General features: G+C 57.0%; 14 protein-coding genes. 4 read left to right on the forward strand and 10 right to left on the reverse strand.

Annotation, left to right across the window (positions count from 1 at the left end; genetic code table 11):
* The first annotated feature begins 4 nt into the window (after positions 1-4).
* The 3 genes from AC2FNU_RS03145 to AC2FNU_RS03155 are packed head-to-tail and all read left to right on the forward strand — an operon-like array spanning position 5 to position 4,020.
* Positions 5-829, forward strand: coding sequence for a DUF3237 domain-containing protein (locus AC2FNU_RS03145; RefSeq protein WP_496784673.1), 825 nt, complete (start codon positions 5-7; stop codon positions 827-829).
* Positions 822-2,945 (forward strand): hydroxysqualene dehydroxylase, encoded by a 2,124-nt coding sequence (locus tag AC2FNU_RS03150; protein WP_496784674.1) that lies wholly within the window; start codon positions 822-824, stop codon positions 2,943-2,945. The genes AC2FNU_RS03145 and AC2FNU_RS03150 overlap by 8 nt, the downstream gene beginning before the upstream one ends.
* A 4-nt stretch (positions 2,946-2,949) precedes the next feature.
* Positions 2,950-4,020: a polyprenyl synthetase family protein gene (locus tag AC2FNU_RS03155; protein WP_496784675.1), complete on the forward strand. Its 1,071-nt coding sequence runs from the start codon at positions 2,950-2,952 to the stop codon at positions 4,018-4,020.
* Here the strand turns inward: AC2FNU_RS03155 and AC2FNU_RS03160 are convergent.
* From AC2FNU_RS03160 to AC2FNU_RS03175, 4 genes are all read right to left on the reverse strand, one after another.
* Positions 4,011-4,481: a hypothetical protein gene (locus AC2FNU_RS03160; protein ID WP_496784676.1), complete on the reverse strand. Its 471-nt coding sequence runs from the start codon at positions 4,479-4,481 to the stop codon at positions 4,011-4,013. The genes AC2FNU_RS03155 and AC2FNU_RS03160 overlap by 10 nt on opposite strands.
* Positions 4,482-4,547: 66 nt before the next feature.
* Positions 4,548-5,327 (reverse strand): carnitinyl-CoA dehydratase, encoded by a 780-nt coding sequence (locus tag AC2FNU_RS03165; protein WP_496784677.1) that lies wholly within the window; start codon positions 5,325-5,327, stop codon positions 4,548-4,550.
* Between the two features lie 3 nt (positions 5,328-5,330).
* Positions 5,331-7,346: an acetate--CoA ligase family protein gene (locus AC2FNU_RS03170; protein WP_496784678.1), complete on the reverse strand. Its 2,016-nt coding sequence runs from the start codon at positions 7,344-7,346 to the stop codon at positions 5,331-5,333.
* A 2-nt stretch (positions 7,347-7,348) separates the two neighbouring features.
* Positions 7,349-8,509, reverse strand: a complete 1,161-nt coding sequence (locus AC2FNU_RS03175) for an acyl-CoA dehydrogenase family protein (protein ID WP_496784679.1) — start codon at positions 8,507-8,509, stop codon at positions 7,349-7,351.
* Between the two features lie 80 nt (positions 8,510-8,589).
* On the opposite strand from AC2FNU_RS03175, the gene AC2FNU_RS03180 reads away from it, so the two are divergent.
* The gene (locus AC2FNU_RS03180) at positions 8,590-9,522 is read left to right on the forward strand and encodes a GlxA family transcriptional regulator (RefSeq protein WP_496784680.1); all 933 of its coding nucleotides are present in this window, start codon (positions 8,590-8,592) and stop codon (positions 9,520-9,522) included.
* A gap of 24 nt (positions 9,523-9,546) precedes the next feature.
* Here AC2FNU_RS03180 and AC2FNU_RS03185 read toward each other — a convergent pair whose 3' ends face one another.
* The 6 genes from AC2FNU_RS03185 to AC2FNU_RS03210 all read right to left on the reverse strand — a co-directional run.
* Complete coding sequence (locus tag AC2FNU_RS03185) at positions 9,547-9,846, reverse strand: DUF202 domain-containing protein (RefSeq protein ID WP_496784681.1); 300 nt, start codon at positions 9,844-9,846, stop codon at positions 9,547-9,549.
* Positions 9,847-9,889: 43 nt separating this feature from the next.
* A complete protein-coding gene (gene crcB, locus AC2FNU_RS03190) occupies positions 9,890-10,252 on the reverse strand; it encodes a fluoride efflux transporter CrcB (RefSeq protein ID WP_496784682.1) in 363 nt (120 codons plus the stop codon).
* Positions 10,245-10,616: a fluoride efflux transporter FluC gene (locus AC2FNU_RS03195; RefSeq protein ID WP_496784683.1), complete on the reverse strand. Its 372-nt coding sequence runs from the start codon at positions 10,614-10,616 to the stop codon at positions 10,245-10,247. Before AC2FNU_RS03195 ends, crcB begins: the two co-directional genes overlap by 8 nt.
* A gap of 104 nt (positions 10,617-10,720) precedes the next feature.
* On the reverse strand, positions 10,721-12,301 hold the full coding sequence (locus AC2FNU_RS03200) for an FMN-binding glutamate synthase family protein (protein ID WP_496784684.1): 1,581 nt from the start codon (positions 12,299-12,301) through the stop codon (positions 10,721-10,723).
* 40 nt (positions 12,302-12,341) lie between these two features.
* Entirely contained in the window at positions 12,342-14,084 is a 1,743-nt protein-coding gene (locus AC2FNU_RS03205) for a thiamine pyrophosphate-dependent enzyme (RefSeq protein ID WP_496784685.1), read from the reverse strand.
* A 323-nt stretch (positions 14,085-14,407) separates the two neighbouring features.
* On the reverse strand, positions 14,408-14,689 hold a 282-nt coding region (locus AC2FNU_RS03210), incomplete at its 5' end, for a TOBE domain-containing protein (RefSeq protein WP_496784687.1).

Consider the following 14,689-nt stretch of genomic DNA (forward strand, 5'->3'; position numbering starts at 1 on the left):
GGTCGTGCGCGAGTTTACAGACCGCGGTGTCACCCTGCGCTGGTCAGAAACGATCAGCGCCGCTGGTGACAAACGCGCTTTGATTGAGGCCGGACCATCCGTATCGCCTCATGACACCGTGCGGCTGATTTGTTCGCAAGCTGGCGGTCCCGAGCGCGCCATTCGCGGCTGGCCCCTGCACCGCGACCCCAAAACAGGTCTTCAGCACTTTGCGGCCGCCTTACCATCCGTAATGCAGGGCAAGTCTTTCAACTGGCGTCCGGTTTTGACGTCCAGGGGCCGCGAATATGACCCGGGACCCGAAACTACCCCGAATGCGGCACCAGTGCAGCAGCCAAAGCCAGCGCAGCAGTCACCGGTTCTGGAGCATATCGCCAAATTCACTGTGCCCTTCACCGGCGACTTTCATCCCTCGGGTGAGACGCCAGACGGAGTCTGGCTGCATTTTGCGATCAAAGAAGGCGGAACAGTCGAAGGCCCGCACCTGAAAGGGGTGATCGAGCCGGTTGGCGGCGACTGGATGCGCGTGCGCCCTGACGGCGTGGGGCTGCTTCATGCCAAGGCGCTGATCAAGCCAACAGACGGGGGTGCGCCGATCCTGTTTGAAGATACCGGCGTGTGTGAATTCGGCCCAGATGGCTATGCTGCACTGTTGAAGGGCAATCTGCCCGCCTCGGCCCCTGTGCGGCTCGCGCCGCGTTACCTGACGGCGAACCCGAATTACAGCTGGATGAACCGGGTACAGGGTTTTGGCATTGGCGAAGCCAGCCTGTCGGACATCACTTTGCGCTTTGACGTCTATTCCGCGAAAGGAACATCAGATGGCTGAAAAAGTTGTCATTCTTGGCGGTGGCGTGGCCGGCATGAGCGCCGCACACGAACTGATTGAACGCGGATTCGAGGTTGAGATCCACGAACGCCAGATGATCCCCGGAGGCAAGGCGCGCAGTATCCCTGTCATGAAGGGCGAAGGCGACCACGGTTCGAAGGCGAAGCACATCAAGGCACTGGAAAAATGGGCCGAGATGGACGGGGCCAGCTATCCACCCGGCGTGAAGCGCCCATGGTTGCCGGGCGAGCATGGGTTCAGGTTCTTCCCAAACTTCTATCGGCACATCACCGACACGATGGCCCGCACGCCTTATTACGACAAAGGCACGTGCTATGATAATCTGGTGCCGACCACTCAGGTTCTGGTCAGCCAGTTCGACAAGCCCGGCATTATTGTGCCCGAGCGATTTCCACGCACCCTCAAGGACGTGGCAGATGCATTCAAGACGATTGCCTTCGCGCTCTCGCCACGGGACCAGATCGCATATGAAGATGTGGAACACTTCGTGGCCTGCATGTGGCGGATTGCGACGTCGTGCAAGGAACGCCGGTTTGACGAATACGAACGGATCGGATGGTGGGATTTCATCGGGGCAGAAGGCCGTTCGGAAGCGTATCAGAAATTTCTTGCTATTGGCCTGACCAGGTCTTTGGTGGCGGCCAAAGCCACAACTGCCAGCACCAAGACCGTGGGCGACATCGCTGTTCAGTTGCAGTTGGGCATCGCCACCCCCGAACCGCAATGCAACAGGTTGCTGAACGGGCCCACAAACCTTGTCTGGATTCAACCCTGGCTGGATTACCTCAAAAGCAAGGGGGTCGTTTACAAGTTCGACTCCAAGGTGACTGGCATCGAATGCCAAAATGGGCGGATCACCGGAGCGACGGTCGAACAGGATGGCAAAGAGCAGAAAGTCACAGGCGACTGGTTCATCAGCGCCATGCCGATCGAGCGCATCGCGCCGCTTCTCACGCCCGAAATGATGGCAGCCGATCCGGCGCTTGCCAAGCTACCGCTGCTTGCAAACGACGTGCAGTGGATGAACGGCATTCAGTTCTATCTGACCAAGGAGGTCACTCTGACCAACGGTCATGTCATTTTCATTGACAGCCCGTGGGCTTTGACCGCCGTATCTCAAAAGCAGTTCTGGCCGGGGATCAACTTTGACAACTGGGCCGAGGGCAAAACTAAGGGTCTGCTGTCGATTGACATCTCGGAATGGGACAAGCCGGGCCTGAACGGCAAGACCGCGCGCAATTGCAGCCGGGAAGAGATTGCGATGGAGGTTTGGGAACAGCTCAAACGCAGCCTCAATGTGGATGGCGAGACTGTGCTGCGGGACGAGGATATGCACTACTGGTTCCTTGACCCCGATATCGTGCAGGACCCCGAAGACCCCAAACGCCAAAGCAATGTGGAACCCCTGCTGGTCAACCGCATCAACAGTTGGCGGCTGCGGCCAGATGCGGCCACGCTGATTCCGAACTTCTTCTTGGCATCGGACTACGTGCGCACTTTCACTGACCTTGCCACCATGGAAGGGGCGAATGAAGCTGCGCGCCGGGCGGTCAATGCGATCCTTCAACGCAGCGGATCAAGTGCCGAACCCTGCCAGATCTGGGATCTGCACGAGCCTGATATCCTGAAACCGTTGCGCGCATATGACTATGCTCGCTATCAGGCGGGCCTGCCTTGGGACAACAGGTTCGCGGTTGCGGTCGAGGCCGCCTTGAAAATGGGTCAGGATTCAACCGGGGTTGATCGCGGCGGTGACGGGCCCTTGGCGGTCATTGGGGAACCGACGGCAGAGTACTCAAAGCCCGGCGGGATCATCGAGGATCCAGCCATTGCCGAAGCGCTACGCATGATTTGCCCGCCGAAAGAACTGTTTGACCTGATGGCCAGCTATGAGCCCACCGCTGATCTTCCGATCCCCGGAGATGAGATGGCCGAAGATGTAGCCTATGATCTGGGTCGCGACAGCGGTCAGTCTGATGTTCTGTCCAGAGCCCTGCCCGTGACGGACGCACCATTTGCCTCTGCCGCAACTGGACTTGCCTCTACTGGTGCGCGAGACAGCAAACCCCGCGTGATCATCACGCAGAAGGGTTGACCCTTTGAAACCCGGCACCGCGCATCTGGACCCTGCGGCACAGCAGGAGTTTCTGAAACAGTTGACCTCTTACGGGGATCGCGCGCGTGAAACGCTTTTGAACCTTTTGCCAACTGGTGAACCTCAGGCTTATCTTTATGGCCCGATACGAGATTACATCGAAACTTCAGGCAAGGGATTGCGGCCTGCGCTTTTGCTGGCCACCTGCGAGGCTTTTGGAGGCAACGCTGAGGACGCGCATGTCTCTGCGGCGGTTCTGGAGCTTTTGCACAATGCTTTCCTGATCCACGACGATATTGAAGATCAAAGCGATTTCCGGCGTGGGCGGGCATGCATGCACCGGCGGCTTGGGGTACCCTTGGCCATTAACGCGGGCGACGGGATGCAAGCGCTGGCCCTACGGTTGTTGCGACAAAATCTGGGGTCGCTCGGGCTGGAGACCGGCATGCGCGTGGTGGACGAGTTTGACCATCTGCTAGAGCAGTCCATCGAAGGACAAGCGTTGGAGCTGGGTTGGATTCGCGACAATCGGCTGAACGTGGACGCCTCGGACTATTTGCGGATGTGTCTGAAAAAGACCTGCTGGTACAGCTTCATTCACCCCATGCGGATCGGCGCACTGATTGCGCGGCCGCAGGATGTTGCCTCGGGCGCACTGGATTTGGATGATTTCAACGCGTTTGGTTTCTTTCTTGGCGCGGCGTTTCAAATTCAGGATGACGTTCTGAACCTCGTTGGTTCACAGGACAAATACGGCAAGGAAATTGGTGGCGATATCTATGAAGGTAAGCGCACGCTGATGTTGGGGCAACTCGGCCTGCACGCGGATGAACCGGAACGAAAGCGGTTGGCCGAGATGCTATCTAACCCGCGCGAAAATCGGTCGACGCAAGATGTTTCCTGGGTGCTTGAGCGCATGGATCACTATGGCAGTATCCGCTTTGCACAAGATGCGGCCAATGATTTGCTTGCTTCGGCCCGCCAAGAGTTTGGGCAGGTGTTTGCAGGCACCCAAGACGCCCCACGCGCATTCTTGGGACAGTTTATGGATTACCTCGTCACCCGTCAGGTCTGAGCACCCGCAATGTCAAATACCACAACGATCGAAGTCTGCTCGGACCCCGTGCAGGCGATCCGGCCATGATAAGCGCCCGGTTCTGTCAAGTCGGGAACAGTTACAGCGACGGCAACATCCGTTTCTTCACCGGGATCAAGCTGGATTGCAGGTGGAATGACATTGACGCGGTTCGCGGGCAGAATATCCCCGTTTGGATTGGTCAGATCCCCCGGTTCGAATTGCATATCAATCGTTTCGGTGCCTTCCGGCGCTGAAAAAGACAGCAATATCGTGGCTGTGCCGCCGGGATGGCAGGTCTTTCGGCAGGTAAAAGGCCCTTCGAGCAGTTTTTGGCTACTGCGTTCGGTCTGAAGTACACGGCGCGCGACATCCGAAATCGGTTGCGCGTCCGGCTGCGATGCCAATGGGCTTACGACACGCGCCGGGGCTACATATGGTTTTCGCTCAAAATAAGGCATGGCTTAATGTGCACCTGCAGCGCTGATCAGTAAATGGCAAAACCGCCGGGCAAGGTGCCAACTCGCTTATTTTCCTTTCCAAACCGGGTCGCGTTTTTCGGCAAAGGCGCGGGCCCCTTCCAGTTGATCCTCACTGGCATAGAGCACGTCCACGGTGCGCAGTTGGCGTTTGGTGATATGGTTCATCGCATCCTGGAACTTGGTGTCTTCTGCATCGCGCACGATCTCCTTGATTGCTGCGTAAACCAATGGCGGCCCCGAAGCCAGAAGGCGCGCCAACTCCCACGCGCGGTCCATGAGTTGATCGGCAGCGACGATCTCGTTCACCAGCCCCCAGCGATTGGCCTCTTCCGCATCGAACCAACGTCCGGTCAGAAGCAATTCCATTGCGATATGATAAGGAATGCGTTTAGGCAACTTGACGCTGGCTGCATCGGCCACAGTGCCCGAACGGATTTCCGGTAAGGCAAATGTGGCGTGATCAGCAGCAAGGATCATGTCCGCGGACAAGGCCAGCTCCAGCCCGCCCCCACAGGCGATGCCGTTCACGGCTGCGATAACGGGTTTGTTCAGGTCGCGCAGTTCCTGCAGGCCGCCAAAGCCGCCGACACCATAGTCCCCGTCCACCGCGTCACCATCGGCGGCAGCTTTCAGGTCCCAGCCGGGGCAAAAGAATTTCTCGCCCGCGCCGGTCAGAATGGCAACGCGCAGCTCTGGGTCGTCCCGAAATTCGGCAAAAACCTCGCCCATTCTGCGGCTGGTGGCCAGGTCAATGGCATTGGCCTTGGGTCGATCCAGCGTCACCTCAAGGATCGTTCCGTCGCGGCGGGTTTTGATCGGGTCCATTTCTCAGGCCTTTCTTATCAGAGCGTCCACTGCAACCGCAGTATCCCGCGTGCAGAGGAGAGGGTTAATCTCGACCTCGCCAAGCGTGTCGGCATTTTGCAGAACATAGGCCTGAACAGCCTCGACTGCGGTAATGATCGAATCCATATCAGCCCCTGATTGGCCGCGATAGCCAGTAAGCAGAGGTGCGATTTTCAGCTGGCCAAGAGCCGTGCGGATGTCTTCCGGCGCGCTGGGTACCAGCAGAGAAACTGTGTCGCGCATGACTTCGGTCAGCACTCCCCCTGCCCCAATGGTCAGCACAAACCCATGCGCCGGATCACGAACAACACCAACCAAAAGTTCCGCAACAGTCCCGGTGATCATCTCTTCTATCAAAATGGCTTCGGTGCCGATTTCGGCTGCCACATCGGCCACGTCTTCGGCCTGGATGCCCAGCCGAACGGCGGCATGTTCTGATTTGTGCACAAGACCCACGCCTTTCACAGCAAAAGGGGCGCGCATATCCTGCACCGCTTTGCTGATTTCATCTGCGCCACTGACTGTGCGGTTTTGAGGGATACGCAAACCGCACTCGGCCAGCGCCTGTTTCGACACACCTTCGGTAAGGGTTCGGGATGCCTCGGCGCGGCCCGACAGCAAAACAGGCTGCAAACAAGGGGCACGGACCTGACCCGCCGCGCGCGTGGCGGCAAGCGCTTCACGGATACCCATAAAAGGCACAACACCGCCTGCCATCAGGTCTTGCGCCACTTCTTCAGGCAGTAACTCCGGCAAGGAAGCGACAATTGAAAACCGCGCGCCGGTATCCGCACGAACCTGCAAGGCGGCCCGCGTTGCACAGGTCCAATCTGTGGCGTCGGTGGTCGGATAATCGACGATAGAAAACGTCAGATCGATATCCTCACCAGTCATACCAGACCATGCCTGCGACATCGCACGTTCATCGCGCCAGATATAGGTGTGATAATCCAGAGGGTTGTTCAGCGCCACCATAGGACCGAGCGCATCGCGCAGTCGGGTCTTTTTATCATCGCTCAAAGGTGGGAAAGTCAAACCCGTGCCGACCGCCATGTCTGCAATCAGGCTCGCCTCGCCCCCTGAACAGCTGATCGACGCTATATTACCGCCGGGTAACGGCCCGTAGCAATGCAGCAGCTTCAATGTTTCGAGAAAATCCGGTAGCGACGAAAGACGCGGAATGCCCAGCCGGTCCAGCAGCGCCTGCGCACCTGCATCGCTGCCTGCAAGAGACGCGGTATGGGAAACGGTCGCGGCCTGCGCCTGTTCCGACGCACCGACCTTGAGGGCAACCAGCGGAATACCCTTTGCATAGGCCTTGGCGGCCAGTGCCTCCCACTCGCGGATATTCTTGAAGCCTTCGATGTGCAGGCCCACGGCCGTCACGCGCGGATCATCAATCAGGGCCGCAGCAATCTGCGCCTGACTGGTTTGCGCCATGTTTCCGCAAGCCACCATATAGGCAATCGGCAACGCGCGTTTTTGCATGGTCAGGTTGATCGAGATATTCGAACTTTGGGTCAGGATCGCCACGCCCTTGTGGACCCGCGTTGCCCCGTGCTGATCCGGCCACAACAGCGCACCGTCCAGCGCGTTGATATACCCATAACAATTCGGGCCAAGAATGGGCATGTCACCGGCTGCGACGATCAGCTGATCCTGCAAATCCCCGCCAGTGTCATCCTCGGCGATGGCCTCGGAAAAGCCCGAGGCGAAACAGACCGCCCCACCCGCGCCCATGCTGGACAGAATGTGAACCGCCTCAACCGTTGCGTGGCGGTTGATGCCGATGAACACCGCATCCGGGGCTTCGGGTAGGTCTTCGATATGGCCATAGACCTTGTGACCCGCGATCTCGTTGGCTTTGGGATGCACTGGCCAGATTTGACCAGCATAGCCCATACGTTCAGACTGCAGAATAACCTGCTGGCACCAGGCACCACCGCCAATGACAGCGATGGTTTTCGGGCGCAAAAGCCGAGTCAGGTCTTTGTTCATGGTCAGGCGCCCAGCGGACGCAAAAGATCGCGGCTGATGATGTGGCGCTGAATCTCACTGGTGCCGTCCCAGATGCGTTCAACGCGCGCATCGCGCCAGAACCGTTCGATCGGGAAATCGTCCATCAGGCCCATACCGCCATAGATTTGCAGCGTCGCATCCGTCACTCGCGCCAACGTTTCAGAAGCGTAGAGCTTGGCCGAGGCAATCTCACGGTTCGAAGGCAGGTTTTGGTCAAGACGCCAAGCGGCAGCAAGGGTCAGCCAGTCGGCAGCGTCGATCTCGGTGATCATATCTGCGATCTGGAAGCCGACGCCCTGAAACTTTCCGATAGGCTGGCCGAACTGCTTGCGCTCGGCCGCATAGTTCAGCGCATAGTCAAAGCAGCGCCGCGCACGCCCAACCGAGAACGCTGCAACCGTCAGGCGGGTTGCGTAGAGCCATTCGTTCATGACGGCAAAACCGCCATCGACTTTGCCCAGGACCTGCGCATCGGGCAGACGGCAATTGTCGAAATAGAGGATATAGTTCTTGTAGCCCTTGTGGCTGACCGAGTTGTACCCTTCGCGCACTTCAAACCCTGGGGTGCCGCGATCAACCAGGAAAGTGGTGATGCGCTTTTTGGGGCCTTTGGGGGTTTCGTCCACGCCGGTTGCGATGAAGACAATGAAGAAACCTGCGTGTTCCGCACCAGAAATGAAGTGTTTCGAGCCGTTGACTACCCAGTCGCCCCCATCGCGCACTGCCTGACATTTCATTCCGCGGACGTCCGACCCGGCATCCGGTTCGGTCATTGCTAAAGCGTCCATCTTTTCACCCCGCACAGCGGGCAGCAGATAGCGTTCGCGTTGTTCTTCGTTGCAGGCCATCAAAATGTTTTGAGGGCGGCCAAAAAAATGCGTCAGCGCCATTGAGCCCCGACCAAGCTCGCGTTCAACAAGGGTGAAATCCAAATGAGACAACCCTGCGCCGCCAACCTCCTCGGGGAAGTTGCAGGCGTAAAATCCCAGATCGATGCATTTCTGCTTGATCTCGTTGCCCAACTCGAGCGGGACGGTACCGCTGCGTTCGACCGCCTCTTCATGCGGGTAGATTTCGTTTTCGACAAAGCTGCGGACCGTTGAGACGATCATTTCTTGTTCTTCGGACAAACCGAACTGCATGGCGCGTATCCCTTGGATCAGTGGTTGACCCAGAGAACGTCATCCCTCAAGTTCCCGGCATGCAGAGTTAGGCGTTGATCATGCAAGAATCGATTTTTTTACCACAGCACTTCAATATTCTGCTTTTCAATGGGTACTCGAACCATTGCCTTGCAAACATGGTCGAACCGCTGCGGGCAGCGAACAACTTATCCCGGCAAACGCTCTATTCCTGGAAGTTCTGTTCGCTTGACGGGACACAAGTACACAGTTCCAGCGGTCTGGCTGTCACACCGGATTGCGCAATCAAGGATCAGAGCGGCGACGTCCTTGTGGTTATGCCGTCTTATGGCTTCCTGAAACTCGATACCCGATCAACTGCCCGGGCCATTCTGGCAGCGTCAAAACAGCATCGGCAGGTCGCAGGATTGGACACCGGAAGCTGGCTGCTGGCACGCGCCGGTCTATTAGATGAACGCCGCGCGACCATTCATTGGGACGAGTTATCTCGGTTCGAAGAACAGTTTCCGGCGGTTGAAACCGTGCGCGAACGTTTTGTCATCGATGGCGATCGGCTGACCTGTTCCGGGGCATTGGCGGCGTTCGATCTCTCCTCTGCCCTCATTCGCCGAGACCATGGCCCGCTTTTGTCCATGGAAGTGGCGCATCTTTTGATGAGCCGGAACAGCCGAGATCCCTATGCACTGCCAATGAAATCCGAAGACACACTGGTCAATCGGGCATTGGACGTGATGCAGGCAAACATTGAGACACCTTTATCAATCGCGCAGGTTGCACGGCGCATAGGATGCTCGCAAAAGCGAATCGAAACCCGCGTGCGGGCCGAACTGAAGACCACACCGCAGGCACTTTACAGGCGTTTACGTCTCACACTTGCTCGCAATCTGGCAGAGGAAACAGAACAATCCATTGCCGAAATCGCCGGGCGTTGCGGCTACGAAAATGCCAGCGCGATGACCCGAGCATTCAAGGCAGAATTCGGTCAGACTCCGACCGCGTTTCGGGCAAGCTGACCTTGCGCATTCAGGGGCTGACTCTCAGACCCGCGCGTCGCGCTTCTCCCGTTCGATCTGGCGACGAATATGGATGTAGTCGATGATGCCGTAGACCAAAATCAGAACCGACACAGGCAAAACAGCCATTCCAACCCAAACAAATATCGAATCCGCGTCGGCAAACTGCATCAATCCAAACCCGGCAATCGCTACCCCCAAGGCGGTTTTCACATAGGCCAGCAAGGTGCGCCGGTTGGCCAACTCGGTTCGTAGAAAGGCCAGCACTGTAGTGTCCAGTGCACGTCGGGATTTGAGATCGGAAGAAGGGGTTGGGTCAGCCATGTCTTATGGATGCGAAATTCGCAGTTGGACTCAAGAGAAAACGTTACCGCATGGCCTGAAGGCCGAACCAGAACGCAATCCAGCATAAAGCCACGCTCAGCAGGATATTCCCTGCTGCCATCAGGATCGTACGCTCGCGGTGGAGTTGAAGGGATTGATAGGCAAAGCTGGAAAACGTGGTGAAGCCTCCGCAGAAACCAAAGACCAAACGGCGCTCTTCCTCGGGTATTAAGTGCGGATCACCCAGGTAACCCACCCACAAACCCAGCAAAAGGCAACCCACCACATTCACAATCAGTGTCGAAAGCGGCAGTTCATGCGTGATCATGCGGTTCAGCATATGCCGGGCGACGGCACCCAAGCCACCGCCAAGAGCAAATGCAGCGTGCAAATAGAGATCACTCATTCGGGTGCTCTCCTGCGTGATATTTGCGCCCGATCGCCTCACCCAGAATGGCGGCGGCAAGGCCGAAAACAACCTCAAAGATCAGAGCCGTGACCATATAGGTGATATCTGCTTGGTACAGCCGATCAAGCTCGGCCACGAACGAGGAAAAGGTCGACAAACCACCGCAAAATCCAACGGCGCCCAGATGGATGACATGGGCATGAACCCTGTGCCGCACCGCATAAAGCCAGCCGATGAACAGACAGGCGGCGATATTGATACCGAAGGTCGCCGTCACGAAGGGCACGCCCGGTATCTCAAGCGACAGCACTTCGCGCAGCAGCGACCCGAGCGCACCACCGACAAAGACGGCGAGGTACATGAGTATGCGCTGCAAGCCCTTGGCCCCCTGATCAGGATCGTATTGTTCGATCTATGTCCATACAGGCTTGGCGGTTAAACGCCAATGATCCACCCGTCTATGCTTTAAAACCGTTGGGCCGATGCGCGCTCCCAATCGCTTGCAAATCCCGCGACGACATTGTCTGCCAGCAAGCCACCTTCCGGAAGCCGTTCATAAAGGTCCGCATATGTCAGCTCTTTTTCGTCCGTTGAGCGGCGCAGAATGTCCGAAGGGTGCAGGTCCGCGACCTTTTCGTAGCCCATTGCGCCCAGAATTTCGCGGAAGCTTTCCAGCGTCGCATCGTGATAGCGACGCACGCGCTGACGTTTTTGCGGCACATTCACGGCTTTCGCGCGTTCCTGATCCTGAGTGGCAATGCCCGTAGGACAGCGGTTGGTATTGCAATGCAGTGATTGGATACAGCCCACAGCAAATAACATCGCGCGGGCCGAATTGCACAGATCTGCGCCCAAGGCGAGTTTTTCGATTACGTCATAGCCTGTCGCGACCTTACCCGAACAGATGATGCGGACCTTGTCGCGCACACCGATGCCGCGAAGGCAATTGTCCACGAAGATCAACCCTTCGTTCAAGGGCATCCCCAACCTGTTAGAGTATTCCACCGGCGCCGCGCCGGTGCCACCTTCGGCCCCGTCCACAGTGATAAAGTCAGGCAAAATACCGGTTTCCAGTATTGCCTTGCAGATGCCCATGAATTCAGACCTTTTGCCGATACACAGCTTAAAACCCACTGGCTTGCCGTCCGATATCTCACGCAGATGTTGCACGAACTCCATCAAGCCGGTGGGGGTATCAAAGGCCGAATGTGCCGGAGGTGAAATCACATCCTTATGGGATTCGACGCCGCGAATTTCGGCGATTTCCTCATCGACTTTGACCGCTGGCAGCACGCCGCCATGAGCCGGTTTTGCGCCCTGACTCAACTTGATCTCAATGGCTTTGACCACATCCTTTCGGGCTCTTTCGGCAAACTTGTCCTTGTCAAAACCTCCTTCGGGCGTGCGGCAGCCGAAATAGCCCGTACCGATCTGCCAAATGAGATCACCGCCTTCCGCCAGATGATGCGGGCTAATACCGCCCTCTCCTGTGTTGTGGGCAAATCCACCGTCCTTGGCCCCACCATTCAAAGCCCGGATCGCAGTATGGCTCAGCGCTCCGAAACTCATCGCTGAAACGTTCAGGCGTGACGCATCGTAGGGCTTGGAGCATTGAGGGCCACCCAGCGTCACCCGCTCTTCGCTTTTTTCCACTTCTTTCGGCGACAAAGAATGGTTGGTGCGGTGATAGCCGACCTGCGTGATGTCGTATTGGGTGCCAAATGCCTGGGTATCCTGCTGCCCCTTGGCCCGGGCATAGACCAGACCACGTGTAATCCGATTGAAAGGTCGCCCACTTTCGTTCGTCTCAACAAAATACTGGCGGATTTCGGGGCTGACGAATTCCAGCATATATCGGAAATGGCCCAGAACCGGATAGTTGTTGAGCACGTTGTGTTTCGTCGTCATCAGGTCATAGGCCCCGATTGCGATATAGGGCAGCACGATCACCAAAAGCCATAGGGCTGGGGTCCAGAACCAACCCAGCAATAAGGTCAGTGGTAGGCCGAAAAAGGCAACCGCGTAGTATATGTTACGTACAATCATGCGTCCGATCTCCGGTTTCTAACTTGGATTGGCACCTGCATTACAGCTGCGCCTTGAGCTCTTTGACCCAATTGTCCCACTGGGCGTGGTCGCCCTTGGCCAGCAGGATGCCTTCTTTCAGTTTGGACATACCAAAGCCCCAGGCCATCTTGGTGTCTACATGAGGGGGCATCACCAGCTCACCCGGCGTGACCATGGCGTCGATGATGAACGGCTTGGTGCTGGCTTTAGCCTGCGCTATGGCATCCTTGATGTCAGCGGCATGTTCCACACGCACGCCATCCCCACCGCAGACCTTGGCGTATTCGGCGAAATCCGGGTTCACCAGATCCGTGGCCATCGGGTTCACGGCATAGCCTGCAACCTCCATCTCCATCTTCACAAAGCCCAGTGTTTGGTTGTTAAAAACGATCACCTTGATCGGCCAGTCATAGCGCACGGCGGTTACGAAATCCTGCATCGACATACCAAAGCCACCGTCGCCGCAGAACGTCCAGACCTCACGCGAGGGATCCAGCGCAGCCGCGCCAAGCGCTGAGGGCAAGCCCGAGCCCAGCGAGGAATGGTTGAATGAACCCACCATACGCCGCCCACCCTTCATTCGGGTTTGACGCGCCACCCAAACGGTGCATTCACCAATATCCATGGCAAAAACCGCATCCTCTGCGGCCTGATTGGAAATCTCGCGGGCGAATAACTGTGGGTGCAGCGGTTCACTTGCGCGCTCGAGGCTGGCCTCTTTGTCCTGTTGCGCCAGCCACTTGTTGCACAGTTTGACCTGATGATCAGCGAAGCTTCGGTCTTCTTTCTCGGTTATTTGAGGCAACAGCCGATCCAGCGTTGCACGGACATCCCCCAACAAGCCCGATGCGATAGGCGCACGGCGGCCCAGATTTTCGACGCTGCGGTCGATCTGCACGATCTTGGCCGTCTCTGGCAGGAACCATTCATACGGAAAGTCTGTGCCCAGCATCACCAGCACATCACAATCGCGCACTGCATGATAGCCGCCGGGATTGCCGATCAGACCGGTCATGCCAACCACATTCGGGTCGTCGTAGTCAAAGATATCCTTGCCCTTCAACGTGTGCGCTAGGGGGGCATTGAGTTTTTGCGACAGGGCCAACACCTGATCCTTGGCCGCGCGGCAACCAACGCCAGCGAAAAGCGCCACCTTCTTGCCTGCGTTTATGATCTGCGCAGCTCGGGCAATTTCATCTTCGGGCGGGATCAGGGTAGAGGGCTGTTTCAAAAGCGGGTGGAACTGGTGCAGGCTGGGCACCTTTTGCTCGGACACATCGATGGGCAGTTCAATCCGCACCACCTCGCGGTTGATGAGCGCACGCTGCACAGCGATCTGGGCAAGACGCGGCATCTGATCCGGCGTGTGGATCACGGCTTGATAGTCGCACACATCGTCAAACGCCTTTTCCAAGTTCACTTCCTGATGATAGCCGGTTCCGCGCTCGCGATGGGCGATTTGGCCAGTGATCGCAACCACACCCGCGCCTTCGCGTTTGGCGTTGTAGAGCCCGTTGATCAGATGCAAAGCACCGGGACCAACAGTACCGGCACAAATGCCGATACCACCAGTCAGATGCGACTGCGCATAAGCTGCGTAGGCTGCGTTTTCTTCGTGCCGCAAACCCTTCCACTCAAACCGATCATCCCCGCGCATGGCTTCGAGAAAAGGGTTAAGCGCATCGCCGACCACGCCAAAGATCTGACGACCACCTGCATCCGCCAATATGTCTAGCAGGACCTCACACACGTTTTTCGCCATGTCTCTCTTCTCTCGTTTCGAGCAAATTCAACAAGATGTAGCCAACATCGTGTCTGACCTTAATTCAATAGCCATCCGAAAAATCAAAGTCGCTTCACCGACTTTTCAAATCACACAAGGGTCAATTGGATGTGACGGACACAAACTCAGTATGGTCCTGTAGGCCCATAAATTGCCACAGGTTCAAAGTGTTTTTAACAGCTAGCCAGCCAATGAAGGCGAAAGCTGGCGCAAAGCCGAACATGTTCTCAAAAAAGAACGCGTTGCGGTTCATGAATAGAAACTGCAACGCGTGCTTGAAGCCCTATCGGCAGTGTATCGGGCTATTCCCGACCCACAGCTTGACCATCTTCATCGAAAAAATGCAGCTTGTTGGTCGGAAAATGCAATCCGATCTGAGCGCCCGGTTTGAGGTCCGTATCTCCGTTCAAACGAACTGTCACCTTTTCTTCGGCACCGACATCAACAATTAAGAACGTATCGGCACCCAGGTATTCGATCACCTCGATTACACCGTCGGTCTGGCCCTCGCCCGCTGCGACCACTTCGATATGTTCAGGGCGAACACCCAGTCGATTGGCAACGCCGGAAAACGCAAATTGACC

It is taken from the genome of Ruegeria sp. BHSB064 (genome assembly GCF_059613205.1).

Bases quoted from the DNA above. Each gene is read 5' to 3' on its own strand.
- AC2FNU_RS03170 (WP_496784678.1), bottom strand. From the start codon at position 7,346: ATGAACAAAGACCTGACTCGGCTTTTGCGCCCGAAAACCATCGCTGTC.
- AC2FNU_RS03150 (WP_496784674.1), top strand. From the start codon at position 822: ATGGCTGAAAAAGTTGTCATTCTTGGCGGTGGCGTGGCCGGCATGAGC.
- AC2FNU_RS03195 (WP_496784683.1), bottom strand. From the start codon at position 10,616: ATGTACCTCGCCGTCTTTGTCGGTGGTGCGCTCGGGTCGCTGCTGCGC.
- AC2FNU_RS03180 (WP_496784680.1), top strand. From the start codon at position 8,590: ATGCAAGAATCGATTTTTTTACCACAGCACTTCAATATTCTGCTTTTC.
- AC2FNU_RS03200 (WP_496784684.1), bottom strand. From the start codon at position 12,301: ATGATTGTACGTAACATATACTACGCGGTTGCCTTTTTCGGCCTACCA.
- AC2FNU_RS03205 (WP_496784685.1), bottom strand. From the start codon at position 14,084: ATGGCGAAAAACGTGTGTGAGGTCCTGCTAGACATATTGGCGGATGCA.
- crcB (WP_496784682.1), bottom strand. From the start codon at position 10,252: ATGAGTGATCTCTATTTGCACGCTGCATTTGCTCTTGGCGGTGGCTTG.
- AC2FNU_RS03185 (WP_496784681.1), bottom strand. From the start codon at position 9,846: ATGGCTGACCCAACCCCTTCTTCCGATCTCAAATCCCGACGTGCACTG.
- AC2FNU_RS03175 (WP_496784679.1), bottom strand. From the start codon at position 8,509: ATGCAGTTCGGTTTGTCCGAAGAACAAGAAATGATCGTCTCAACGGTC.
- AC2FNU_RS03165 (WP_496784677.1), bottom strand. From the start codon at position 5,327: ATGGACCCGATCAAAACCCGCCGCGACGGAACGATCCTTGAGGTGACG.
- AC2FNU_RS03160 (WP_496784676.1), bottom strand. From the start codon at position 4,481: ATGCCTTATTTTGAGCGAAAACCATATGTAGCCCCGGCGCGTGTCGTA.